Below are 23,691 nucleotides of genomic sequence, written 5' to 3'. Positions count from 1 at the left end.
AAGCTCAGCCCGAACGGCAGAGCCCCGTTCGCCCTGAGCTTGCCGAAGGGCCTGCGCGCATTGAACCAGGGCTTCGACAAGCTCAGTCCGAACGGCAGTGCCCCGTTCGCCCTGAGCCTGTCGAAGGGCCTGCGCGCATTGAACCAGGGCTTCGACAAGCTCAGCCCGAACGGCAGTGCCCCGTTCGCCCTGAGCTTGTCGAAGGGCCTGCGCGCATCGAACCAGGGCTTCGACAAGCTCAGCCCGAACGGGGCCATTGCAGACGATCCGGAGACCTGACATGACCGACCTGATCCTGCATCACTACGACGGCTCGCCGTTCTCGGAAAAGGTGCGGCTGATCCTCGGCTTCAAGGGCCTGGCGTGGAAATCGGTGAAGGTGCCGGTGATGTTGCCGAAGCCCGACGTCGTCGCGCTGACCGGCGGCTACCGCCGCACGCCGTTCCTGCAGATCGGCGCCGACATCTGGTGCGACACCGCATTGATGGCCCGCGTGATCGACGCGCTGGCGCCGAAGCCGCCGCTGTACCCGCATGCCGCCGGCGAGCTGCAGCACCTGGTGGCGCAATGGGCCGATTCGACACTGTTCTGGACCGCGATCCCGTACACGATGCAGCCGGCCGGCGTGGCCCACATCTTCGAAGGCGCGCCGCCCGAGTTCCTGAAGGCCTTCGGCGCCGACCGCGCCGCGATGACCGCCGGCATGCGCCGCATCACCACCGCCGATGCCTCGGTGCAGCTGCAGGGCTACTTCGGCTGGCTCGAATCGCAGGTGGCCGACGGCCGGCCGTTCCTGATGGGCGCGCAGCCGTGCATCGCGGATTTCTCGGTCGCGCAGTCGCTGTGGTACATCCGCCGCGCACCGCCGGTGGCCACCATCCTTGCGCCGTTCCAGAAGCTGATCGGCTGGTATGAGCGCGTCGCCGCCTTCGGCCACGGCAGCGTCGAGAAGATGACCAGCGCCGAGGCGCTCGACATCGCATCGCGTGCCACGACCCACGTGCCGGTGAAAGTCGAGCCGGGGCTCGGCTTCGACGCCGGCGCGGCCGTCACCGTGATGCCGACCGACTATGCGCCCGACCCGGTGGCCGGCACGCTGGTCGGCCTGACCGCGCACGAGGTGGTCATCGAGCGGCTCGACGAGCGCGGCGGCTTGCTGCATGTGCACTTTCCGCGCATCGGCTACCAGGTCAAGAAGGTTTCAACGGAGACAGCATGAAGAATTTCAACGGGGGCACCGCCGTCATCACTGGCGCCGGTTCGGGTTTCGGGCTCGAAGCGTCGCGCATCGCCGCGCGGCTGGGCATGAACGTCGTGATGGCCGACGTGCAGCAGGATGCGCTGGACAGCGCCGCCGCCGAGATCCGCGCGCTCGGCGTGCCGGTGCTGGCGCAGCGGCTCGACGTCGCGAAGGCGGCCGAGGTCGAGGCGCTCGGCGCCGCGGCCTTCGAGCGCTTCGGCGCGCCGAACGTCGTGTTCAACAACGCCGGCGTCGGCGCCGGCGGCCTGATCTGGGAACACACGCTGAAGGACTGGGAGTGGGTCGTCGGCGTCAACCTGATGGGCGTCGCGCACGGCGTGCGGGTCTTCACGCCGATGATGCTCGACGCCGCGAAGCGGGACCCGGCCTGGCGCGGCCACATCGTCAACACCGCGTCGATGGCCGGCATGGTGTGCGCGCCCAACATGGGCGTCTACAACGTCACCAAGCATGCGGTCGTCGCGCTGAGCGAGACGCTGTACCAGGACCTGCGCCTCGTCACCGACCAGGTCGGCGCGTCGGTGCTGTGCCCGTTCTTCGTGCCCACCGGCATCCACCAGAGCCACCGCAACCGGCCGGCCGACCTGCGCGACGGCGCGGCGAAGCCGACGAAGAGCCAGCTGATCGCGCAGGCGATGAGCAACAAGGCGGTCACCAGCGGCAAGCTGACCGCGGCCGAGGTCGCGCAGATGGTGTTCGATGCGATCGCCGACGACCGCTTCTACATCTTCAGCCACCCGAAGAGCCTGGCCAGCGTGCAGACGCGGCTCGAGGACATCATGACGCCGCGCAACCCGACCGATCCGTTCGCGCAGAAGCCGGAGCTGGGCGAAGAGCTGAAGGCGGCGCTGCGCATGGCGTAGCCGCGACGACATAACTCGTCATACAACCAATCCATCGCGATTCCGGATACTGAGGGCTTACCCGCATGGCAGCGGGGAAACGGCCCTCCTCATAATGCGGCCCGTTTCCAAGTTGTACGATGACGTACGACATCCCGGTCCTGGTCCGCATGAAGTACTCGCTCCAATTCAGCAGCCTGCTTCCCTACTGGGATGTGTTCCTGCGCGGGGCGTGGCTGACGCTCAAGATGACGACGGTGGCGGTGCTGGTGGGCGTGTGCGTCGGCGTGCTGGTGGCCTTCGCGAAGCGCGGCAGCCGGCGCTGGGTGTCGCGGCTGTGCAGCATCTACATCGAGGCGGTGCGCAACACGCCGTTCCTGGTGCAGATCTTCCTGCTGTACTTCGGCCTCGCGAGCTTCGGGCTGCGCATGCCGACCTTCACCGCGGCGGTGCTGGCGATGATCGTCAACATCGGCGCCTACGTCGCCGAGATCGTGCGCGCCGGGCTCGATTCGGTGCCCAGGGGCCAGCTCGAGGCGGCCGAATGCCTGGGCCTGTCGACCTGGCGCATCCGCTGGCACGTGATGCTGCAGCCGTCGATCGAGAAGGTCTACCCGGCGCTGACCAGCCAGTTCCTGCTGATGATGCAGGCCTCGGCGATGGCCTCGCAGATCTCGGCCGAAGAGCTGACCGCGGTCGCGAACACGGTGCAGTCCGACACCTTCCGTTCGCTCGAGACCTACATCGTCGTCGCGCTGCTGTACCTCGCGCTGTCGCTGGTGATCAAGGCGGCCGCCGCGCTGCTCGGCCACTGGCTGTTCCGCCGCAAGCGGGTGATCGCCGCCGCGCGCCGCGCCGCGCTGGCCTTGCCGGTGCGTGCACGCGATGCAGGTGCATTGGTGCCGAAGGGCATCGCATGAACGGCTTCAGCGCAACGCATGCGGTCTACCTCGTCAGCTCGATCGGCTGGACGCTCGCGCTGTCGGCGCTGGCCTTCGTGCTCGGCGGCATCGGCGGCTTCGGCGTGATGCTGGCGCGCATCTCCACCCACCGCTGGCTGCGCCGCGCCGCCGCCGTCTACATCGAGTGCGTGCAGGGCATCCCGCTGCTGATCTGGCTCTTCCTCGTGTACTTCGGGCTGTCGGTCTACGGCTTCACGCTGCCGGCGATCGTGGCCGCCGGGCTCGCGATGATGATCTACGCCAGCGCCTACCTGGGCGACATCTGGCGCGGCTGCGTCGAGGCGATGCCGGCACCGCAGTGGGAGGCCGCCGAATGCCTGGCCTTCACGCGCTGGCAGACGCTGTCGCTGGTGATCATCCCGCAGGCGGTGCGGCTGTCGCTGCCGCCGACCATCGGCTTCCTGGTGCAGATCATCAAGATGACCTCGCTCGCGTCGGTGATCGGCTTCGTCGAGCTCACGCGCGCCGGCCAGATCATCAACAACTCGATCTTCCAGCCCTTCCTGGTGTTCAGCCTGGTCGGGGCCCTGTATTTCTGCCTGTGCTACCCGCTGTCGCGCTGGAGCGAGGCCATGGAGAACCGACTGAATGTCCGCCGAAGCATCGACCATCGTTAGCCTGCAGGACGTCCACAAGAGCTTCGGCTCGAACCACGTGCTGCGCGGCGTGTCCTTCGACGTCGGGCCCGGCGAGATGGTGGCGCTGATCGGCGCCAGCGGCTCGGGCAAGAGCACCGCGCTGCGCTGCCTCGACCGGCTGGAGGCGATCGACAGCGGCCGCATCGACGTCTGCGGCATCCGCGTCGATGCGCCCGACGTCGACCTGAAGCAGCTGCGCCTGGACGTCGGCATCGTGTTCCAGAGCTACAACCTGTTCCCGCACCTGACGGCGCGCGAGAACATCATGCTGGCGCTGCGCCACGTGAAGAAGCTGGCCCCGGCCGAGGCGCACGACACCGCGCTGCGCGTGCTCGACCAGGTCGGGCTGAAGGACAAGGGCGACGCCTATCCGGAGCAGCTGTCGGGCGGCCAGCAGCAGCGCGTCGCGATCGCGCGCTCGCTCGCAATGTCGCCGCGCGTGATGCTGTTCGACGAGGTCACGTCGGCGCTCGACCCGAAGCTCACCGGCGAGGTGCTGCGGGTGATGGAAGACCTGGCGGCCGCCGGCATGACGATGCTGCTGGTCACGCACGAGATGGCGTTCGCGAAGCGCCTGGCCGACCGGATCATCTACATGCACGAAGGCCAGGTCTGGGAGACCGGCCCCGGCGAGATGCTCGACGCGCCGCGCACGCCGGAGTTGCAGGCCTTCATCGGCAACGGACTGTGAGGCCGCCGCCTTTCCTTCCGCTTTCCTTCACCAGATCAACCACAGGAGACGACATGATTTCCCCGACGAAGACGCTGGCGCTGCTGGCGCTGGCCGCCTGCACCCAGGTGGCACTGGCCGACCAGTTCGACGACATCAGGAAGGAAGGCAAGATCCGCATCGCCGTCGCGATGGGCACGCCGCTGTTCAGCTACGCCGACGCCAACATGCAGCCCACCGGCTCCGACGTCGACACCGCGACGCTGCTGGCCAAGGACCTGGGCGTCAAGTTCGAGATGGTCGCGGTGACGAACGCGGCGCGCATCCCGACGCTGCAGGCCAACAAGGCCGACATCGTCGTCGCCGACCTGTCGATCACGCCGGAGCGCGAGAAGGTGATCGATTTCTCGCGCCCGTATGCCGCGCTGACGCTGATCGTCGCAGCACCGAAGGCCACCGTCGTGAAGGACTACCCGGACCTGAACGGCAAGCGCATCGGCCTGACGCGCGCGACCGTCAACGACACCCTCACGACGCAGAACGCGAAGGGCGCCGAGATCATGCGCTACGAAGACGACGCGACGCTGATCACGTCGGCGGTGACCGGCCAGATCGATGCGTTCTCGAGCACGCCGTCGAACCTGGGCGAGATCGTCAAGCGCGCGCCGCAGCTGAACTGGGAGCGCAAGTTCGACCAGAAGGATTTCCTGCTGGGCATCGCGCTGAACAAGGACCAGCCGAAGCTGAAGGCCTGGGTCGACAACTGGGTCGCGACCAACCTGAAGAACGGCAACCTGAACGCGATCTACAAGAAGTACCACGGCAAGGACCTGCCGGCCACGGTTCACCCCTGAAGTTCATTCGTGAAGGAGACGACGATGATGAAGATCAAGACCATGCTCGGCCTGCTCGCCGGCAGCCTGGCGCTGTGCGCCTGTACGGTGATGCCGGCCGGCAGCGCTGGCGCCGGCGATTCGGCGGTGGCGTCGGCCGAGAAGCTGCGCGTCGCGATGGTCGACCCGGACCAGGCGGTGCTGAGCTCGCTGGTGGCTGAAGAACTGAGCTACGGCCACTCCGGCGGCAAGGTCGACACGAAGGCGAGCTTCATCGGCGACCTGATGGCCGGCAACTCCGACTTCGTGAGCATCGACATCACCGACCAGACCGCGAAGGTGGTGGGCGACATCACGATCATCCGCCACACGCTGGTCGCGAAGACCAACGACCGCGGCGTGGCCGGCAACGTCAAGCTGCACGTGCTGCAGGTGTGGCAGCGCCAGGGTGGGGCATGGAAGCTGGTGGCGCGGCAGGCGGTGCGGCCGCCGGCCTGAGGAGGCCGAGCGCCGGGCTGAACGCTTGAGATCGCAGTTCGCGATCTCAAGTGGAGCGGTGCCGGCGCGCCGATCGGTTCAGGATGGCGTGTCGACCCGCGCGTCGACCCACTTCAGGCCGGCCTGCCTCGCGTGCTGAGCGGCCTGTGGTGCTTCTGCGAACACCATCGAGCCGACATCGACGCTGAACTGGTCGCGGTGCGCGCCGAAGCTGTGGACCACCTGCAGCCGCGCGACGAACCCGCCGCCGGCCGATGCGCGCGGCGTGAAGTCGAGGTCGTGGCCGCGGTAGTTTTCATGGAAGGAGTCGGGCACCGACGACGTCATGCCGACCCGCCTTCCCGCCCCGCCAGCTCCTTCGCGACCCGCCGCTGCGACAGCATCTTCGTGCCGCCGAGCCAGAACTCGCTGGCCGCGCCGCGGGCGTCGTGCCGCTGCCGCACCGTCTCGCCGTGGTTGCCGAAGGCGCCGGCCAGCGTGATGCGGCCGCGCTCGCGGCTGTCGGGCGTGAACTCGGTGGCGTCCAGCACCGGGTTGGCCAGCGCGGGGTTGGCGACCAGCACCTTGCCCTGCATCGGCAGCAGGTCGCTCGCGCCCCACAGCGTCCACCAGCGGCCCGACCACGCGGCCGCGCGCTTCGACGGCGCGCCGTGCAGCGCATGCACGCGCAGCACCTGCAGCGCGCCGTCGACCCACGCGTTCGACAGGCCGTCGGCTGCATTGGTCAGCACCGTCACCGTCAAGCCCTGCGCCGGCACGCAGGCGGTGCGCGTCAGCGTGCCCTGGAAACCGCCGGTGTGGCCGAACCAGTCCCAGTCGGCCACCGAGCCGCACATCGTGCCCAGCCCGTACCAGCGGTTCAGGCTGGAGTACGGATCGGGCCATTGCCGGTGCCACATCATCCGGCGGCTCGCCTTGTCGATCACGCCGCGCCCGGCGGCCGGCGACAGGCGGCCGAAGAAGCGCGCCAGGTCGCCCGCGGTGCTGACGAAGCCGGTGGCCGAGGCCAGCGCATTCGTCGGGTTGTCGCCGGCGATCACCACGCGCCGGCCCAGCGGCCACTTGGCGCTGTGGCCGTTGGCGAAGGGCAGGGCGGCGTCGATCGGCGCATCGGGCGAGGTCGCGTGCAGGCCGGCCGGCGCGATGACCTCGCGCCGCATCCAGTCGCCGTACCGCTCGCCGGTGATGGCCTCGATCGCGAGGCCCAGCAGCCCGTAGCCGTGGTTCGAATACTTCAGCCGCGCATGGGCATCGATGACCAGCCCGTCGGCCAGGTCGGCGCGCAGCGCGGCTTCGTCGAGGAAGGGGCGCCGGTCGTGCCACTGGCCGGCATCGGTGCCGTCGCGCACCAGGCCCGCGGTGTGCGACAGCAGCTGGGCCAGCGTGCCGGCGGCCACGTCGCGGTGCAGGCCGCCGACGTAGCGGCCGATGCGGTCGTCGAGCTGCAGCCGGCCGGCTTCGCGCAGTTTCATGATCGCGACGGCGGTGAAGGTCTTCGAATGCGAGGCCACGCGAAAGCGGTGCTGCGGCGTCAGCGGCGTGCGCTGCGCCAGGTTCGCCTGCCCGAAGGCCTGTTCGAGCACCAGCTTGCCGTCGAGCGCGACCGCGATCGCGCAGCCGGGCTGCTCGCTGATGCGCATCTGGTGTTCCAGCCAGCGCGGCAGGTAGTCCAGCGCGGCACCCAACCATCGTTTCATCGGATTCCCTCTTTTCGTGATTCTTCTTCTGGCCTACGACGCGCAGCCCGCGTCCTTCAGCATCTTCGACGTCGCCGCATCCGGCACGCCGGCCGCATCGATGCGCGGTCCCCACGCCGGCGGCGCCGACGGCTGCTGCGCATCCATCGGCTCGATCGCGATCTGCTCCGGCGTCAGCGCCAGGCCGAGCGGCTGCGCCAGCGAGATCAGCAGCGATTTCAGTTCCTTGTCGGCCGCCTGCTTCATCGGGGCCAGCGTGGCCGGCGTGCGCAGCCGCTCGTGCGCCTGCGCCAGCGCGAGCGCGGTGGCATAGACGAGCACCTCGTTCTGCCGCGCGTACTCGTCGATGAAGATGCCCTTCTCGACGGTCTCGAAGCGAAAGCTCTGCGTCTGCACCGACGGACAGCCCACCAGCTGCACCGGCGGCGCCTTGAACAGCAGCCCGCCCTGCGCCGTCTTCGCGAGCGACCAGCTGCCGCGTTTCGCCAGGTCGTAGCCGTAGGCGTAGCGCGCCTCGTAGCTGAGCGTGCCGGTCGAGTCCTTGTTGATGTTGTTGAAGCTGAGGAAGTGCAGCAGCTCGGCCATGCGCGGCCAGCCGGTCTTCAGTGTCCAGGCGACGCGCTGCTGGCTGCTGGCCTCCACCAGCACCAGCTTCTGCGCCGGCACGATCAGCTCGGACAGCACCTGCGTGCGGTCGATCTCGGCGCAGGCCGGGCAGGTGTGCTGGCCCTGGCGGTAGCCGAGCCAGGCGACCAGCAGGAAACTCAGTCCGCCCAGCAGGGCCCACTTGATGCGTTGCATCGGCTGTCCGGTGGTGGCGACCGGCGGAGTATGCCCGGCCGGCCGGACGCCCGACACCGGACTCAGCGCTGGAACATCGGCTGGCCGGTCTCCATCGCCACCGGCACCGAGGTGTGCTGGTGAAACACCTTCCACGCGCTGCCGTGCCGCCGCAGCGTCGCGCTGAAGCGGTTCTCGAGCGAGCGCAGCACCGTGCCGTCGGGCCCGATCCCCTTGAACCGGGCGAACGCATGGACGGTGGCCAGGTCGGCACCGACGGTGTCGTGCACCTCGCTGAACTCGACGACGAAGCGATCGCCCGGGTGCGAGCCGAACCAGCCTTCGGCCATCGCGCGCCAGGCCGCAAGGCCGTCGTGGCACCAGCGGCCCCACAGGTCGAAGACCTGGAGGTCGTCGGCATACAGCGCGACGAAGGCGTCGACGTCCCGTGCGAGGACGGCGGCCCGGTAGGCGGCGAGGAACTGGTGGATCGGGTTGTCGGTCGGCATGCGTTGCACTCCTGAAGGTGGATGATTCTCTGACGACGATCGACGAGGCGCCGGATCGACAGGGTTGGTGTTCGCCAGGGCCTGTGGCAAGCTGCGTCGCCATCGCAGCCCGATCAGGACCCGTTCCCATGGCCAAGATCCCCCCGGGCGTCGGCCCGCGCTTTCCGCAGGTCGTCGTGCTGTTCGGCGCCACCGGCGACCTTGCGCGGCGCAAGCTGCTGCCGGGGCTGTACCACCTGTCGGCGGCCGGCTTCATCCCGGGCTGCCGCATCATCGGCGTCTCGCTCGACGACCTCGATGCCGACGGCTTCCGGGCCGCGGCGCGCGGCGCGCTCGGCGAGTTCTCGAGCCGCCCGGTCACCGAGGCCGACTGGGCCCACTTCGCGCAAGGCCTCGACTACGTGCCGCTGGCGGCCGGCCCCGCGGCGCTGAAGGCCGCGGTCGACGCCGCCGAGCGCAGCCTGGGGGGCGAGACGCGGCGCCTGCACTACCTGAGCGTGCCGCCAAGCGCCGCGCTGTCGGCGGTGCAGATGCTCGGCGAGGCCGGCCTGGTCGAGCGTTCGCGCATCGTGATGGAGAAGCCCTTCGGCACCGACCTCGCGAGCGCCGTCACGCTGAACGCGCGGCTGCACCAGACCTTCGCCGAGGAGCAGATCTTCCGCATCGACCACTTCCTCGGCAAGGAGCCGGCGCAGAACATCCTCGCGTTCCGCTTCGCCAACGGGCTGTTCGAGCCGATCTGGAACCGCAACTTCATCGACCACGTGCAGATCGACGTGCCCGAGACGCTGGGCCTGGGCACGCGTGCCGGCTTCTACGAACAGACCGGCGCCTACCGCGACATGGTGGTCACGCACCTGTTCCAGATCCTCGCGTTCATGGCGATGGAGCCGCCGACCGCGCTCGAGCCGGCGCCGATCAGCGAGGAGAAGAACAAGGTCTTCCGCAGCATGCTGCCGATCCAGCCGGCCGACGTGGTGCGCGGCCAGTACGCCGGCTACCGTGCCGAGCCCGGCGTCGATCCCGAATCCGAGACCGAAACCTTCATCGCGCTGAAGTGTTACATCGACAACTGGCGCTGGGCCGGCGTGCCGTTCTTCCTGCGCACCGGCAAGCGCATGGCCGAGGGCCAGCGCATCATCTCGATCGCGTTCCGCGAGCCGCCGAAGAGCATGTTCCCGCCCGGCTCCGGCGTCGGCGCGCAGGGGCCCGACCACCTCACGTTCGACCTGGCCGATGCGTCGAAGATGTCGCTGTCGTTCTACGGCAAGCGCCCGGGGCCGGGCATGCGGCTCGACAAGCTGAGCCTGCAGTTCGCGATGCACGACACCGGGCTGATCGGCGAGGTGCTCGAAGCCTACGAGCGGCTGATCCTCGACGCGATGCGCGGCGACCGCACGCTGTTCACCACCGCCGAAGGCATCGAGCGGCTGTGGCAAGTGTCGACGCAGTTGCTCGAATCGCCGCCGCCGGTGCGGCTGTATCCGCCGGGTTCCTGGGGGCCGAAGTCGATCCACCAGCTGATCGCGCCGCATGCGTGGCGGCTGCCGTTCGAGCGCGCGTGGCGGGACCCGAACAAGACGGGCGGCTGATCTGCAGGCCGGCGCTCAGAACGTCGACGGGTACTCGACCGCCGGATCGAGGAAGTACTGCGCCGCGGCCGACGGCGGCAGGTGGCCCCAGGCTTGCCACAGGTCGGCCGCGAACCCGGCGGCCATGCCCGGGCTCATCAGCTTGGAGGCGGTGATCAGTTCCGCGGCGACCTGGTCGATCCAGGCCTGGCGGTCCAGCAGGGGAGAGAGCGTTTGCATGGGGTGGATTCTTCGATCGGCCGGGACCGCTGCCAATCCACAGGAAGCGGGCCCCCGGAAGAGGGGACTGTCGCCGTGGAACACGACCGCCGCATCCATTCATTTGAGGATGGACGAACGCGCCACAATCGGCCGATGACGACCCGAATCGCCTCGACCGCCGACGCCGCCCGCCTCGCGCTGCGCTGCCTCGACCTGACCTCGCTGAAAGACGACGACACGCCCACGTCGATCGAGGCGCTGGCCGACCAGGCCCGCACGCCGCACGGTGCACCAGCCGCGTTGTGCGTGTACCCGGCCTTCGTGCCGGCTGCGCGGCGCCGGCTCCAGGCGCACGGGCTCGATGCGGTGCGCGTCGCGACGGTCGTCAACTTCCCGCGCGGCGAGGCCCCGCCCGACGACGTGGCGGCGCAGATCGCCGCGGCCCGCGACGCCGGTGCCGACGAGATCGACACGGTGTTCCCGTGGCGCGCGCTGCAGGCTGGCGATGCGCAGGCCGGCGCCGCGCTGGTGGCGGCCTGTCGCCGCGCCTGCGGGGCGCTGCCGCTGAAGGTGATCCTCGAGACCGGCGAGCTGCAGCAGCCCAAGCTGATCCGCCAGGCCAGCGAGATCGCGTTGCGCGAAGGCGCCGATTTCCTGAAGACCTCCACCGGCAAGGTGGCCGTCAATGCGACGCCGCAGGCGGTCGAGCTGATGGGCGAGGCGATCCGCGCCGATGGCGCGCGCGCCGGGCTGAAGGTGGCCGGCGGCGTGTCGACGATCGCCGACGTGCAGCGCTACCTCGCGCTGGCGAGCGCGGTGTACGGCGCCGACCGCCTCGGCCCCGGCACGCTGCGCTTCGGCGCGTCCAGCCTGCTGAAGGTGCTGCTGGCCACGATCGACGGCGGCCCGGCCGCACCGGCGGCGAGCGGCTACTGATGGCCGCGCTGCTGCCGCAGGAAATCATCCGCCGCAAGCGCGACGGCCTGGTGCTGACCGATGCCGAGCTGCGCGCGTTCGCGCAAGGCATCGCCGACGAGCGCATCGGCGAGGCGCAGATCGCCGCGTTCGCGATGGCGGTCTGCTGGCGCGGCATGGCCACCGCCGAAGCGGTGTCGCTGACGCTCGCGATGCGCGACAGCGGCAGCGTGCTGCACTGGGCCGATGACCGGCTGCCCGGCCCGGTGCTCGACAAGCACTCGACCGGCGGCATCGGCGACACCGTGTCGCTGATGCTCGGCCCGATGCTGGCGGCCTGCGGCGGCTTCGTGCCGATGATCTCCGGACGAGGGTTGGGCCACACCGGCGGCACGCTCGACAAGCTGGAGGCGATCCCCGGCTACCACGCGAGCGTGCCGGTCGACCGGCTGCGCCGCGTCGTGCGCGAGGCCGGCGTCGCGATCGTCGGCGCGGGCGACGCGCTGGCGCCGGCCGACCGCCGCCTCTACGCGGTGCGCGACGTGACGGCCACCGTCGAATCGGTGCCGCTGATCACCGCGTCGATCCTGTCGAAGAAGCTGGCCGCCGGCCTCGGCGCGCTGGTGCTCGACGTGAAGTTCGGCAACGGCGCCTTCATGCAGGACCTCGACCGCGCGCGCGAACTGGCACGCAGCCTGGTCGAGGTCGGCTGCGGCGCCGGGCTGCCGACGCAGGCGTTGCTGACCGACATGAACCAGGCGCTGGCGCCGGCTGCCGGCAATGCGCTGGAGGTGCAGGTGGCGCTGGACTACCTGCGCGGCGTCGCGCGCCCGGCACGGCTGCACGGCGTGGCGATGGCGCTCGGCGCCGCGGTGCTGGTGCAGGCCGGGCTCGCGACCGACGACGCCGAGGCGCGCACCCGGCTGCAGCGCGCGCTCGACAGCGGCAGTGCCGCCGAGCGCTTCGCGCGCATGGTAGCCGGGCTCGGCGGGCCGGCCGACGTGCTGGCGAAGCCCGGCCTGCCGGCGGCGGCGGTCGTGCGCGACGTGGCCAGCGGTGCGGAAGGCTTCATCGCTGCCGTCGACACCCGGGCGCTCGGCCTGGCCGTCGTCGCGCTGGGAGGCGGCCGGCGCGACAGCGGCGATGCGATCGACCCGTCGGTCGGCCTGTCGGACCTGCTGCCGATCGGCACGCGCGTCGACGCCGGCATGCCGCTCGCCCGCGTGCATGCGCGCACTGCAGCCGATGCCGACGACGCGATGGCCGCGGTGCGCCGCGCGATCGCGGTGTCGGACCACGCGGCCGAGCCGACACCGTTGATCGCCGACCACATCACCAGGAACCTGCCATGACCGACGACGCCCTGATCGCCGAAGCCCGCGCCGCGCGCGACGGCGCCTACGCCCCGTACTCGAAGTTCTTCGTCGGTGCCGCGCTGCTGGCCGCCGACGGCCGCGTGTTCCGCGGCTGCAATGTCGAGAACGCGTCCTACGGCCTGTGCAACTGCGCCGAGCGCACCGCGTTCTTCACCGCGATCGCGGCCGGCGTGCCGGTCGACGGCTTCGCGCGGCTCGCGGTGATCGGCGACACCCCCGGCCCGATCTCGCCGTGCGGCGCCTGCCGGCAGGTGATGTTCGAGCTCGGCGGGCCGCAGCTGCCGGTGCTGCTCGCGAACCTGGCCGGTGCGCGCCGCGCAACGACCGCCGGCGAGCTGCTGCCGGATGGCTTCCGTTTGTAGCCGGGCTACGGGTTTCCCCGGCGCGCGGCGCCCGTCGATGTGCACGCTTCTTGCGAGAATGTCCCGCACCAATCTCTCTCCAGGGACACCCCGAATGAAGCGCATCGCCTTCACCCTCGCCGTCGCGGCCACCGCCGTCGCGGCCCATGCCGAGCCGGCCATCGTCTACGACGCCGGCGGCAAGTTCGACAAGTCCTTCAACGAAGCCGCCTACAACGGCATCGAGCGCTTCAAGAAGGAGACCGGCACCGGCTACCTCGACTTCGAGATATCGAACGACACCCAGCGCGAGCAGGCGCTGCGCCGCATGGCGCAGAAGGGGGCCGATCCTGTCATCGCGGTCGGCTTCGGCCATGCGTCGGCGCTGGAGAAGGTGGCCAAGGAGTTTCCGAAGGCGCACTTCGCGATCATCGATTCCGAGGTCAAGCAGCCCAATGTGCAGTCGGTGCTGTTCAAGGACCAGGAAGGCTCGTTCCTCGCCGGCTGGCTGGCCGCGACGACCAGCAAGTCGGGCAAGGTCGGCTTCGTCGGCGGCATGGACGTGCCGCTGATCCGCCGCTTCCAGTGCGGCTACGAACAGGGCGCGAAGGTCGCGAACCCGAAGGTCGAGGTCGTCAGCAACATGACCGGCACGACCCCGTCGGCCTGGAGCGACCCGACGCGCGGCGGCGAACTCGCGAAGGCGCAGTTCTCGCGCGGCGTCGACGTGGTCTTCGCGGCGGCCGGCGGCACCGGCATCGGCGTCTACCAGGCGGCGAAGGACCAGGGCAAGCTCGCGATCGGCGTCGACAGCAACCAGAACCACCTGCAGCCGGGCACGATGCTGTCGTCGATGCTGAAGCGGGTCGACAACGCGGTCTACGGCCTCGTGATGTCGGCGAAGAACGGCAGCTGGAAGCCCGGCCTCGTCGTGCTGGGGCTGAAGGAGCAGGGCGTCGGCCTCGCGATGGACCAGCACAACGCGAAGCTGGTCAGCGACGACACGAAGAAGAAGCTCGCGGCGGTGGAAGCCGACATCGTGTCGGGCAAGCAGCCGGTGGCGAACTACACGCCCGAAGGCGGCTGCAAATACTGACCCGCCTTGAGCCCCGACTTTGCCGTTGAACTGAGCGGCATCCACAAGCGCTTCGGCGCCGTCCACGCCAACCGCGGCGTGAACCTCGCGGTGCGGCGCGGCAGCGTGCACGGCATCGTCGGCGAGAACGGCGCCGGCAAGTCGACGCTGATGAGCATCCTCTACGGCTTCTACCCGGCCGACGAGGGCCGCATCGCGATCGACGGCGAGGCGGTCGCGCTGCGCGGCACGCACGACGCCATCGCGCACGGCATCGGCATGGTGCACCAGCACTTCATGCTGGTCGACCGCTTCACCGTGCTGGAGAACGTGGTGCTCGGCGCCGAGCAGGGCTTCGCGCTGTCGAAGAGCCTGGCCGCGGCGCGGCGCGAGTTGCAGCGGCTCGAGCAGGAGTTCGGGCTGATGGTCGACCCGGACGCCCGGGTGTCGGAGCTGCCGGTCGGCGTGCTGCAACGCGTCGAGATCCTGAAGGCCTTGTTCCGCGGCGCGCGCATCCTGATCCTCGACGAACCCACCGGCGTGCTGACGCCGCAGGAAACCGAGGCGCTGTTCCGCGTGCTGGCCACGCTGAAGGCGCGCGGCGTCACGGTGCTGCTGATCACGCACAAGCTGAAGGAGATCCTCGCGGTGACCGACCGCGTCACCGTGATGCGTGGCGGCAGCGTGGTCGCCGACCGCGAGACCGCGCAGACCACCGAGGCCGAGCTGGCCGAGCTGATGGTGGGCCGCCAGGTGCAGCGTTCCGGCGCGCGCGCCGCGCGCGGGCGGGGCGAATTGCGGTTGCAGGCGCAAGGCCTCGCCTGGCGCGATGCCGGCGGCGTGCTGCGGCTGCAGGACGTGTCGCTCGACCTGCATGCCGGCGAGATCGTCGGGGTGGCCGGCGTCTCGGGCAACGGGCAGAGCGAGCTGCTGGCGCTGCTCAGCACGCTGCAGCCGCTGCAGCAGGGCCGGCTGCGAATCGTGGGCGACGACGGCACGGCGATCGAGATCGATGCCACCCACCCCGGCAACCCGCACCGGCTGCGCGAGCTCGGCATCGCCCACGTGCCGGAAGACCGTCACCGGCTCGGGCTGGTGCTCGGCTTCGAGGCCTGGGAGTCGTCGCTGCTCGGCTATGTGGACGATGCGGCGTTGCGGCGGGGACCCTTCGTCGACGGCGGCACCGCGCGGGCGCAATGCCGGCAGATGATGGAGGAATTCGACGTGCGGCCGCGCAACGAGCGGCTCGCGTCGTCGAAGTTCTCCGGAGGCAACCAGCAGAAGCTGATCCTCGCGCGCGAGTTCCGGCGCGCGCCGCGCGTGCTGCTGATAGGCCAGCCGACGCGCGGCGTCGACATCGGCGCGATCGAGTTCATCCACCGCCGCATCGCGCTGTTGCGCGACGCCGGCTGCGCGGTGCTGCTGGTGTCGACCGAGCTGGACGAGATCCTCGCGCTGTCGGACCGCATCGTCGTGATGAGCGGCGGGCGCATCACCGGCGAGCTGGCGCACGACGAGGCGGACGAGACGCGGCTCGGCTGCCTGATGGGCGATGCCCGGGTGCTGTCATGAACCGAGCCCGAGCGCTCGGCCGCCCGCAGCCGGGCTCGACCCTCCAGGAGGGTCGGGCGATGTACTCATCGACCTGGGTGCTGCCATGAAACACGTGCCGGCCGCGTTGCCGCGCTGGATCGACGTGCTGCTGCTGCCGGTGCTGAACGTCGCGATGGCGCTGTTCGCCGCCGGCCTGGTGGTCTGGGCGATCGGCCAGAACCCGTTCACCGCGGTGCAGTTGCTGGTGCAGGGCGCGTTCGGCAGCGAGCTCGCCTGGAGCTACACGCTGTACTACACGACCAACTTCATCTGCACCGGGCTGGCCGTGGCGGTGGCCTTCCACTGCGGGCACTTCAACATCGGGGCCGAAGGGCAGGGCACGGTCGGCGGGCTGGGGGTGGGGCTGGTGCTGCTGGCCGGCGACGCCTGGCTGGCGCCGGCGCTGGTGGTGCCGCTGGCGGTGATCGGCGGGCTGCTTGCGGGGGCGGCGTGGGCGTTCGTGCCGGCCTGGCTGCAGGCGCGGCGCGGCAGCCACATCGTGATCACGACGATCATGTTCAATTTCCTCGCGTCGACGTTGATGGTGTGGCTGCTGGTCAACGTCGTGAAGGTGCCGGGCAACCAGGCGGTGGAGTCGCGGCTGTTCGCGCCGGGCGCGGTGCTGCCGAGTGCGCAGGCGATGTTCGGCGCGCTCGGCATCGAGTGGCCCGACACGCCGCTGAACCTCGCGTTCGGGCTGGCCCTGGTGGCCTGCGTCGCGGTGTGGGCGCTGCTGTGGCACACCCGGCTCGGCTACGCGTTGCGCGCGGTGGGGCTGGCGAGCGATGCGGCGCGCTACGCCGGCATCGACCCGCGGCGGCTCACGGTGATCGCGATGTGCCTGTCGGGCGCGCTCGCGGCGCTGGTGGGCGTCAACGAGATCGCCGGCGTGCACCACAAGCTGCTGCTCGATTTCGTCGCCGGCGCCGGCTTCACCGGCATCGCGGTGGCGCTGATGGGCCGCAATCACCCGGTCGGCATCGTGCTGTCGGCGCTGCTGTTCGGCGCGCTGGCGCAGGGCGGCTCGGAACTGGTGTTCGAGATGCCGGCCTTCACGCGCGACATGTCGGTCGCGGTGCAGGGCTTCGTCGTGCTGTTCTGCGGTGCGCTGTCGCTGATGCTGCGGCCGCCGGTGGCGTGGCTGTTCGGTCGGTTCGTGGGGCGTGCGCCATGACGCGGGCCGGGCGCCGGGACGCTCCCAAGCCGGCCCGCGTCCCCTCGGGGGACCGGTCGACGTACTCGTCGGACGAGGGGTTCACATGACGGATGACTGGCTGATCGTCGCGTCCGTGCTCGGCGCCACCTTGCGCATCGCGGTGCCGCTGGTGCTGTGCGCGCTGGCCGGCGTGTTCAGCGAACGGGCCGGCGTGATCGACATCGGGCTCGAAGGCAAGATGCTCGCGGCCGCGTTCGCCGCGGCCTGCCTCGGCGCGATCGGCTGGCCGGCGTGGCCGGCCATGGCGGGCGCGATCGCGGTGTCGGCGCTGCTCGCGCTGGTGCACGCCTGGGCCTGCATCACGCACCGCGGCGACCAGATCGTCTCCAGCGTCGCACTGAACGTGATCGCTGCCGGCCTCACCGTGGTGCTCGGCCTGGTGTGGTTCCACCAGGGCGGGCGCACGCCGAACATCGCCGAGGTCGCCCGCTTCACCGCGCTGTTCCCCGATGCCGCGAACGCGGTGCAGCGCTGGCCGGTCGTCGGCCCGCTGCTGGCCGAAGGCGTGCTGCGCCACAACCTGCTGGTCTGGGTCACGGCGGCGCTGGTGCCGGCGTCGTGGTGGCTGCTGTACCGCACCCGCTTCGGGCTGCGGCTGCGCGCGGTCGGCGAGAACCCGGCGATGGTCGACGCGGCCGGCATCTCGGTCGGTGCGCTGCGCTACCGCGCGGTGTTGCTGGCCGGCGTGCTGTGCGGCGCGGCCGGCGGCTACCTTGCGCTGGCGCAGAACGCGTCGTTCACGCCCGGCATGACGGCCGGGCGCGGTTTCATGGCGCTGGCCGCGATGGTGTTCGGCAAATGGCACCCGCTGCGCGCGGCCATCGCCTGCCTGCTGTTCGGCTTTCTCGACGCGGTCGCGATCCGGCTGCAGGGCGTCGAGCTGCCGGGGCTCGGCAGCGTGCCGGTCGAGCTGATCCAGGCGCTGCCCTACCTGCTGACGGTGGTGCTGCTGGCCGGCTTCTTCGGCCGCGCCGAAGCGCCGCGGGCGCTCGGGCGGGCCTACGTGAAGGAACGCTGAGCCGGCCGGGCCGAGGCCTCACAGCATCATGCCGCCCGACACCTCGATGCGCTGGCCGGTGATCCAGCCGCTGCCTTCCGACAGCAGCGCGGCCACCGCGCCGCCGATGTCGTCCGGCAGCCCGACGCGGCCGAGCGCGGTGACGCTCGCGACATGCGCATTGACCTGCTTGTCGTCGCGCACCTGGCCGCCGCGGAAGTCGGTCTCGATCGCGCCGGGGGCGAGCGTGTTCACGCTGATGCCACGCGGGCCGAGTTCCATCGCCATGTAGCGCGTCAGCACCTCCACGCCGCCCTTCATCGCGGCATAGGCGGCGTAGCCGGGGAACGAGAAGCGCGCGAGGCCGGTCGAGATGTTGACGATGCGCCCACCGTCGGCGATCAGCGGCAGCAGCTTCTGCGTCAGGAAGAAGGTGCCCTTCAGGTGGATGTTGCTGAGCTCGTCGAACTGCGCCTCGGTGGTGTCGGCGATCGACGCATGGATGCCGATGCCGGCGTTGTTGACCAGGTGGTCGAAGCGCTCGCGCTGCCAGGTGGCGGCCAGCACGGCCTTCACCTTGTCGGCGAACGCGGCGAAGCCCGTGCTGTCGCCGACGTCGAGCTGCAGCGCGACCGCGCGGCGGCCCAGCGCTTCGGCCTGCCGCACCACCGCATGGGCCTCGGCCTCGCTGCCCTTGTAGGTGACGATCAGGTCGCTGCCTTGTTCGGCCAGCTTCAGTGCGGCGCTGCGGCCCAGCCCGCGGCTGCCGCCGGTGATCAGCGCGATGCGGGTGTTCGATGCAGTCATGTCGGTCTCCTTCAGGAATCGGTTGCGGTGAAGGGACTTTAGGAGTTCACTCCAGTCGAATAAAGTCGCCGTTGAAGGCCAGACTGTTCTCCATGGAAGGACAATTGAACGATGAATCTCGACGAACTCCGCATCTTCGCCCGTGTCGCGGAACTGGGCAGCTTCACGCAGGCCGCCGAGCAGCTGGGGCTGGTGAAGAGCAGGGTCTCGACCGTGGTCCTGCAGCTGGAGGCGCGCCTGGGCACGCGGCTGCTGCAGCGCACGACGCGGCGCGTGCAGCTGACGCCCGACGGCGAGGCCTTTCTCGTGCGCGGCAAGGAGTTGCTGGCCGATGCCGAGCAGCTGCAGGCGATGTTCCAGCCGGCGGCGGCCGGCTTGAAAGGGCGCTTGCGCATCGACCTGCCGAACAAGCTGGCGAGCGAGCTGGTGATCCCGCGCTTGCCGGAGTTCCTCGCGGCGCATCCGTTGCTCGAGGTCGGCATCAGCACGACGGACCGGCGTGTCGACCTGGTGCGTGAAGGTTTCGACTGCGTGCTGCGCGTCGGGCCGCTGGACGACACCGAGCTGGTCGCCCGGCCGCTCGGCGTGCTGGCGATGTGCAACCTGGCGAGCCCGGCCTACCTGCACGAACACGGCACGCCGACGACGCTGGCCGAGCTGGCGCAGCACCGCGTCGTCCACTACGCGGCCAAGCTCGGCACGCAGGGCGCCGGCTTCGAGTACCAGGAGGGCGGCGCGACCCGCGTGCATCCGATGCGCAGCACGGTGGTCGTCAACGGCACCGAGGCCTACACGGCCGCCTGCCTGGCCGGGCTCGGGCTCATCCAGGCGCCGCGCTTCGGCGCGCAGCCGTTCATCGAGCAGGGCCGGCTGGTGGAGGTGCTGCCGCAGTTCGCGGCGGCGCCGATGCCGGTGTCTCTGCTGTATCCGCACCGTCGCCAGGTCGCGCCGCGGGTGCAGGCGGTGCTGAACTGGATTGCGCGGGTGGTCGAGCCGCAGCTCGCGCCTTCTCAGGCCGTCGCGAGCAGGCCTGCCACCAGCCCGAGCGTGGCCAGCAGCAGCACGGCGCCGTAGACCACCGTGATGAAGCCGGCCCGCAACAGCGTCGCCCACCAGCGGCCGCGGTAGACCTCGCGCAGCGCCAGCACGCCATAGGCCAGCACCACGAGCAGCACCGCGTCGCTCGCCGCGCGCGGCAGCAGCACGATCGGCAGCAGCGCGAGGAACCAGAAGGCATGCAGGTGCAGGCTGAAGACGACATGCTCGCCGTAGGTCATGTGCCGGCGGCGGTAGGCCAGCGCGACGATGCCGGCGAACACCGGCAGCAGCAGGAACACCGCGTACGGGGCCGCGCCGAACAGCCGCGTGCGCATCTGCCCGACGAAGGCCTTCGGATCGCTGCTGAAGCGCTGGCCGATGCCGTTGACGAAGCGTTCGAGCGCGTTGCAGGCCGGCTCGCCGGTGCCGCCGCAATCGGACAGGCGAAAGGCCATCACCATCGGCGTGTGCAATCGGCTGGCCGGCATCGGGGCCGATGCGGCGGCGGCACGGATGTCGTCGACCGTCGCGCCGGGGCGGGCTGCGGCATCGACCACGACCGACGGCTCGATCGCCGGCAGCAGCTTCAGCGTCAGGAAGAAGACGAAGCTCGCGGTGAGGAAGATGCGCAGCGGCAGCACGTAGCGCCGGCGGCGGCCCGCGAGGTACTCGGTGGTCAACCGCCCGGGACGCAGCAGCAGCCGGTGCAGCGTGCACCACAGCGCGCCTTCGAGCGCGATGTAATGGCCGACGAACTCGTGCACGAATTCGCCAAGGGTCGGCGGGTGCAGCGCCGTCTCCTGCCCGCAGGCCGCGCAGAAGCTCAGCGGGGCCTCGGTGCCGCAGTTGCGGCAGGCGATGTCGGTGCGGGCGGGCGGATGTGACACGGGCGAAAGCATAACGGAGGGAGGGGCACGCTATGCTCGGTCGATGGCACAAGACCTCCTGATCGACTGCGACCCCGGCATCGACGATGCGCTGGCGCTGCTGCTGGCGTGCGGCGCGCCGGAGCTGAACCTGATCGGCGTGACCACCGTGGCCGGCAACCGTTCGGTCGAGATGACCGCCGACAACGCCTGCCGCGTGCTCGACCTGGCCGGACGCCACGACGTGCCCGTCCACGCCGGCTGCAGCCATGCGATCACGATGCCGCAGGCGCGCACCAACACCGTCCACGGCGAGGACGGCCTCGGCGGCGTCGAGCTGCCGCGCGGCCGCGGCGCCACCGGGCAGCACGCGGTCGACGTGATCGAGCAGGCGCTCCTGAACGGGCCCGCCGGCCGCCTGACGCTGGTCGCGATCGGACCCCTGACCAACCTCGCGCTGGCCGAGATCAAGCGCCCCGGGCTGCTGAAGCGCGCGCAGCGCGTGCTGGTGATGGGCGGTGCAGCGTTCTGCGACGGCAACATCACGCCGAGCGCCGAATTCAACTTCCATGCCGATGCGCTGGCCGCGCAGGTCGTGCTGGGCAGCGGTGCCGACCTGCTGCTGTTCGGGCTGGACGTCACCCGCCAGGCGGGGATGCCGGCCGACTGGGTCGATGCGCTGGGCGATCTCGGCAACCGCTGCGGCCCGGTCGCCCGCGACCTGATCCGCGGGTTCCGCCGCGACAAGCCGCTGCTGCACGACACCTGCCCGGTCGCGTGGCTGATCGCGCCGCAGCTGTTCGGCGCCGAGCGCTGCCGGGTCGAGGTCGACTGGCGGCCCGGCCTGACCGAAGGGCACCTGGCGGCCAAGCGCGTCGCGCTGGCCCGGGCCGATTTCGGCTCGCCGGTCGAGGTGTTCACGTCGGTGCAGTCCGACGCGCTGCGCGAGCTGCTCAGGCAGCGCCTGGCGCGCCTGCCGTGACCGGGTCGGGGCCGGGCTCCGCAAGGATGCGCGCCACCAGCGCGCCCAGTTCCTCGAAGGTGTTCTCCTTCTCCAGCAGCCCGCGCACGCCGACCTCGCGGGCTTCGCCCCGCAATTCGTCGGTGATGTAGCCCGAACTCAGCACCACCGGCAGGCCGGGCCGGATGCGTGCCAGCTCGCGTGCGAGCTCGATGCCCGAGCTGCCCGGCATGTTGTAGTCGGTGACGAGCAGGTCGACGTCCTGCGGGTGCTCGCGCACGTGGGCGATCGCCAGCGCCGCCTCGTTGAAGGTGCGCACCTGGTAGCCCTCGCGGGCCAGCAGGCGCTCGACCATGATCACCATGGTCTCGTCGTCGTCGACGTAGAACACGCGCTGGCCGTGCCCGGCCGGCGCGACGCGCTGCGCGGCCGGTGCGCGGGCCGCCGTTCCGGCCGTGTCGGCCACCGGCAGGTACAGGTGCAGCGTGGTGCCGGCCCCCGGCGCGCTCTCGACCGCGATCGCGCCGTGGTGCGCGACGACGATGCCGTGCGCCACCGACAGGCCGAGCCCGGTGCCCTGGCCGACTGGCTTGGTCGTGAAGAAGGGCTCGAAGATGCGCTCGCGGGTCGCGTCGTCCATGCCGACGCCGTTGTCGCTGACCCACAGGTGCGCATGGCGCCCCGGACGCAGGCCGCCCAGGCGCTGGCAGGTGGCCGGGTCGAGCACCACGCCGTCGAGCCCGATGCAGATGCGGCCGACGCCGCCGTCCAGCGCATGCCAGGCGTTCGTGCACAGGTTCATCAACACCTGCTGCACCTGCGTGGCATCGGCCTGCACCTGCGGCACGTCGTCGGCAATGCGCGTCTGCAGGTCGATGCCGGCCGGCAGCGTCGCGCGCAGCAGCTGGTGCGTCTCGTCGACCACCGGCTGCAGCGACTGCGTCTGCAGCTCCTGCGGCTCGCGCCGGCTGAAGGTCAGGATCTGCCGCACCAGCATGCGGGCGCGCATGCTGGCCTTGTGAACCTCGCGCAGCAGCGCGCCGGCCGGGTGGTCGGCACCGACGGCCTCCAGCGCCAGCGCCGAGTTGCCGAGGATCGCGCCGACGATGTTGTTGAAGTCGTGCGCGATGCCGCCGGCCAGCGTGCCGATCGATTCCATCTTCTGCGAATGGCGCAGCTGGGCCTCGTAGCGGATCAGCTCCGACTCGGCTTCCTTGCGTTCGTGGATGTCGGTGATCGCGACCCGCACGCCGGCCGCGTCCGACCCGGAGCCGGCCTCGCGCATGCAGTCGAGCTGCACGTGCAGCGGCTCGGTGCCGGGGCGCTGCAGCGCGAGCTCCAGGCGCTGGCGCGTGCCGTCGAGCAGCACGCGCTCGAAATGCGCGGCCCAGCGTTCGCGCTCCACCGGGCCGATGAAGCTGGAGAACTGCAGGCCGATCGACGCATCGCGCCGCACGCCCAGCATGTCGGCACCGTTCAGGTTCAGCTGCTCGATGCGGCCGTCGGCCGCGAGCGTCAGGTAGCCGACCGGTGCCAGCTCGTAGAGGTCCATGTAGCGGTCGCGGCTGAGCTCCAGCTCGCGCTGCGCCTTGCGGTGCTCGGCGCGGATCACCGCCTGCGCCAGCTCGCGCTTGAGCACCGGCGCGAGCCGCGCCAGGTTCTGCTTCATCACGTAGTCGCTCGCGCCGGCCTTCATCGCCTCGACCGCGATCTCCTCGCCGATCGTCCCCGAGACGAAGATGAACGGGATGTCGAGGTCGCGCGCTCGGAAGGCGTTCAGCGCGTCGATGCCGCTGAACTGCGGCATCCTGAAGTCCGACAGCACCGCATCCCAGCGCTCCTGCTCGAAAGCCTGCTGCAGCGCGGCCAGGCTCTGCACGCGCCGGCAGGTGGGCGTGAAGCCGCCGCGGCTCAGCACGCGGGTCACCAGCCGTGCGTCGTCCTCGGAATCCTCGACCACCAGGATGTTGACCGCCATGTTCATCGGTACAGCCTCGACGGGAACGCAATGGCGTGCGGGCGG

Annotated in this window: 26 protein-coding genes; 18 read left to right on the top strand and 8 right to left on the bottom strand. The window is 70.5% G+C overall.

What is annotated here, in order from left to right; all coding sequences use genetic code 11:
• The 8 genes from FHT26_RS27740 to FHT26_RS27705 form a co-directional block, all read left to right on the top strand.
• A partial coding sequence (locus tag FHT26_RS27740) for a hypothetical protein (protein WP_210427629.1) occupies nucleotides 1-279 on the top strand: 279 nt, incomplete at its 5' end.
• A 1-nt stretch (nucleotide 280) separates the two neighbouring features.
• Nucleotides 281-1,219, top strand: a complete 939-nt coding sequence (locus FHT26_RS27735; RefSeq protein ID WP_168563313.1) for a glutathione S-transferase family protein — start codon at nucleotides 281-283, stop codon at nucleotides 1,217-1,219.
• Nucleotides 1,216-2,124 (top strand): SDR family oxidoreductase, encoded by a 909-nt coding sequence (locus FHT26_RS27730; RefSeq protein WP_168563312.1) that lies wholly within the window; start codon nucleotides 1,216-1,218, stop codon nucleotides 2,122-2,124. Before FHT26_RS27735 ends, FHT26_RS27730 begins: the two co-directional genes overlap by 4 nt.
• A gap of 149 nt (nucleotides 2,125-2,273) precedes the next feature.
• The gene (locus tag FHT26_RS27725) at nucleotides 2,274-3,023 is read left to right on the top strand and encodes an amino acid ABC transporter permease (protein ID WP_168563311.1); all 750 of its coding nucleotides are present in this window, start codon (nucleotides 2,274-2,276) and stop codon (nucleotides 3,021-3,023) included.
• Nucleotides 3,020-3,682 carry an amino acid ABC transporter permease gene (locus FHT26_RS27720; protein WP_168563310.1) on the top strand — a complete coding sequence of 221 codons (663 nt, stop codon included), beginning with the start codon at nucleotides 3,020-3,022 and terminating at the stop codon, nucleotides 3,680-3,682. The genes FHT26_RS27725 and FHT26_RS27720 overlap by 4 nt, the downstream gene beginning before the upstream one ends.
• Complete coding sequence (locus FHT26_RS27715; protein ID WP_168563309.1) at nucleotides 3,654-4,394, top strand: amino acid ABC transporter ATP-binding protein; 741 nt, start codon at nucleotides 3,654-3,656, stop codon at nucleotides 4,392-4,394. The genes FHT26_RS27720 and FHT26_RS27715 overlap by 29 nt, the downstream gene beginning before the upstream one ends.
• 53 nt (nucleotides 4,395-4,447) lie before the next feature.
• Nucleotides 4,448-5,227: a transporter substrate-binding domain-containing protein gene (locus FHT26_RS27710; RefSeq protein WP_168563308.1), complete on the top strand. Its 780-nt coding sequence runs from the start codon at nucleotides 4,448-4,450 to the stop codon at nucleotides 5,225-5,227.
• 24 nt (nucleotides 5,228-5,251) lie between these two features.
• On the top strand, nucleotides 5,252-5,704 hold the full coding sequence (locus tag FHT26_RS27705) for a nuclear transport factor 2 family protein (protein ID WP_490362816.1): 453 nt from the start codon (nucleotides 5,252-5,254) through the stop codon (nucleotides 5,702-5,704).
• 78 nt (nucleotides 5,705-5,782) lie between these two features.
• Here the strand turns inward: FHT26_RS27705 and FHT26_RS27700 are convergent, their stop codons facing one another.
• The 4 genes from FHT26_RS27700 to FHT26_RS27685 form a co-directional block, all read right to left on the bottom strand.
• Nucleotides 5,783-6,031: a hypothetical protein gene (locus tag FHT26_RS27700; RefSeq protein WP_168563306.1), complete on the bottom strand. Its 249-nt coding sequence runs from the start codon at nucleotides 6,029-6,031 to the stop codon at nucleotides 5,783-5,785.
• Entirely contained in the window at nucleotides 6,028-7,401 is a 1,374-nt protein-coding gene (locus tag FHT26_RS27695; RefSeq protein ID WP_168563305.1) for a serine hydrolase domain-containing protein, read from the bottom strand. The genes FHT26_RS27700 and FHT26_RS27695 overlap by 4 nt, the downstream gene beginning before the upstream one ends.
• A 33-nt stretch (nucleotides 7,402-7,434) precedes the next feature.
• The gene (locus tag FHT26_RS27690) at nucleotides 7,435-8,202 is read right to left on the bottom strand and encodes a hypothetical protein (RefSeq protein ID WP_168563304.1); all 768 of its coding nucleotides are present in this window, start codon (nucleotides 8,200-8,202) and stop codon (nucleotides 7,435-7,437) included.
• Between the two features lie 62 nt (nucleotides 8,203-8,264).
• Complete coding sequence (locus tag FHT26_RS27685; protein WP_210427628.1) at nucleotides 8,265-8,690, bottom strand: YybH family protein; 426 nt, start codon at nucleotides 8,688-8,690, stop codon at nucleotides 8,265-8,267.
• A gap of 128 nt (nucleotides 8,691-8,818) precedes the next feature.
• Between FHT26_RS27685 and zwf the strand changes: the two genes are divergently transcribed.
• Nucleotides 8,819-10,282: a glucose-6-phosphate dehydrogenase gene (gene zwf / locus FHT26_RS27680; RefSeq protein WP_168563302.1), complete on the top strand. Its 1,464-nt coding sequence runs from the start codon at nucleotides 8,819-8,821 to the stop codon at nucleotides 10,280-10,282.
• A gap of 15 nt (nucleotides 10,283-10,297) precedes the next feature.
• Here zwf and FHT26_RS27675 read toward each other — a convergent pair whose 3' ends face one another.
• Nucleotides 10,298-10,501 (bottom strand): hypothetical protein, encoded by a 204-nt coding sequence (locus FHT26_RS27675; RefSeq protein WP_168563301.1) that lies wholly within the window; start codon nucleotides 10,499-10,501, stop codon nucleotides 10,298-10,300.
• 135 nt (nucleotides 10,502-10,636) lie between these two features.
• On the opposite strand from FHT26_RS27675, the gene deoC reads away from it, so the two are divergent.
• From deoC to FHT26_RS27640, 7 genes are all read left to right on the top strand, one after another.
• A complete protein-coding gene (deoC, locus tag FHT26_RS27670; RefSeq protein ID WP_168563300.1) occupies nucleotides 10,637-11,419 on the top strand; it encodes a deoxyribose-phosphate aldolase in 783 nt (260 codons plus the stop codon).
• A complete protein-coding gene (gene deoA, locus FHT26_RS27665; protein WP_168563299.1) occupies nucleotides 11,419-12,750 on the top strand; it encodes a thymidine phosphorylase in 1,332 nt (443 codons plus the stop codon). The genes deoC and deoA overlap by 1 nt, the downstream gene beginning before the upstream one ends.
• Nucleotides 12,747-13,136 (top strand): cytidine deaminase, encoded by a 390-nt coding sequence (locus tag FHT26_RS27660; protein WP_168563298.1) that lies wholly within the window; start codon nucleotides 12,747-12,749, stop codon nucleotides 13,134-13,136. Before deoA ends, FHT26_RS27660 begins: the two co-directional genes overlap by 4 nt.
• Nucleotides 13,137-13,230: 94 nt before the next feature.
• Nucleotides 13,231-14,211, top strand: coding sequence for a BMP family lipoprotein (locus FHT26_RS27655; RefSeq protein WP_168563297.1), 981 nt, complete (start codon nucleotides 13,231-13,233; stop codon nucleotides 14,209-14,211).
• 6 nt (nucleotides 14,212-14,217) lie between these two features.
• Nucleotides 14,218-15,762 carry an ABC transporter ATP-binding protein gene (locus FHT26_RS27650; RefSeq protein WP_168563296.1) on the top strand — a complete coding sequence of 515 codons (1,545 nt, stop codon included), beginning with the start codon at nucleotides 14,218-14,220 and terminating at the stop codon, nucleotides 15,760-15,762.
• 85 nt (nucleotides 15,763-15,847) lie between these two features.
• Nucleotides 15,848-16,957, top strand: coding sequence for an ABC transporter permease (locus FHT26_RS27645; RefSeq protein ID WP_168563295.1), 1,110 nt, complete (start codon nucleotides 15,848-15,850; stop codon nucleotides 16,955-16,957).
• A gap of 85 nt (nucleotides 16,958-17,042) precedes the next feature.
• The gene (locus tag FHT26_RS27640) at nucleotides 17,043-18,017 is read left to right on the top strand and encodes an ABC transporter permease (protein ID WP_168563294.1); all 975 of its coding nucleotides are present in this window, start codon (nucleotides 17,043-17,045) and stop codon (nucleotides 18,015-18,017) included.
• 18 nt (nucleotides 18,018-18,035) lie between these two features.
• Here the strand turns inward: FHT26_RS27640 and FHT26_RS27635 are convergent, their stop codons facing one another.
• Nucleotides 18,036-18,803, bottom strand: coding sequence for an SDR family NAD(P)-dependent oxidoreductase (locus FHT26_RS27635; RefSeq protein ID WP_168563293.1), 768 nt, complete (start codon nucleotides 18,801-18,803; stop codon nucleotides 18,036-18,038).
• A 111-nt stretch (nucleotides 18,804-18,914) separates the two neighbouring features.
• Between FHT26_RS27635 and FHT26_RS27630 the strand changes: the two genes are divergently transcribed.
• Complete coding sequence (locus tag FHT26_RS27630; protein ID WP_168563292.1) at nucleotides 18,915-19,877, top strand: LysR family transcriptional regulator; 963 nt, start codon at nucleotides 18,915-18,917, stop codon at nucleotides 19,875-19,877.
• Here the strand turns inward: FHT26_RS27630 and FHT26_RS27625 are convergent.
• A complete protein-coding gene (locus tag FHT26_RS27625) occupies nucleotides 19,814-20,728 on the bottom strand; it encodes a DUF3667 domain-containing protein (RefSeq protein WP_168563291.1) in 915 nt (304 codons plus the stop codon). The two genes, FHT26_RS27630 and FHT26_RS27625, sit on opposite strands and share 64 nt — an antisense overlap.
• A 43-nt stretch (nucleotides 20,729-20,771) precedes the next feature.
• Here FHT26_RS27625 and FHT26_RS27620 point away from each other — a divergent pair, with 43 nt between their 5' ends.
• Nucleotides 20,772-21,689: a nucleoside hydrolase gene (locus FHT26_RS27620; RefSeq protein ID WP_168563290.1), complete on the top strand. Its 918-nt coding sequence runs from the start codon at nucleotides 20,772-20,774 to the stop codon at nucleotides 21,687-21,689.
• Here the strand turns inward: FHT26_RS27620 and FHT26_RS27615 are convergent.
• A complete protein-coding gene (locus tag FHT26_RS27615; RefSeq protein ID WP_168563289.1) occupies nucleotides 21,661-23,652 on the bottom strand; it encodes a hybrid sensor histidine kinase/response regulator in 1,992 nt (663 codons plus the stop codon). The two genes, FHT26_RS27620 and FHT26_RS27615, sit on opposite strands and share 29 nt — an antisense overlap.
• Between the last annotated feature and the right edge of the window lie 39 nt (nucleotides 23,653-23,691).

This window comes from Rhizobacter sp. SG703 (genome assembly GCF_012275445.1).
Classification (GTDB): Bacteria; Pseudomonadota; Gammaproteobacteria; order Burkholderiales; family Burkholderiaceae_C; genus Rhizobacter.
This window is presented reverse-complemented; position numbering and strand designations above follow the sequence as displayed.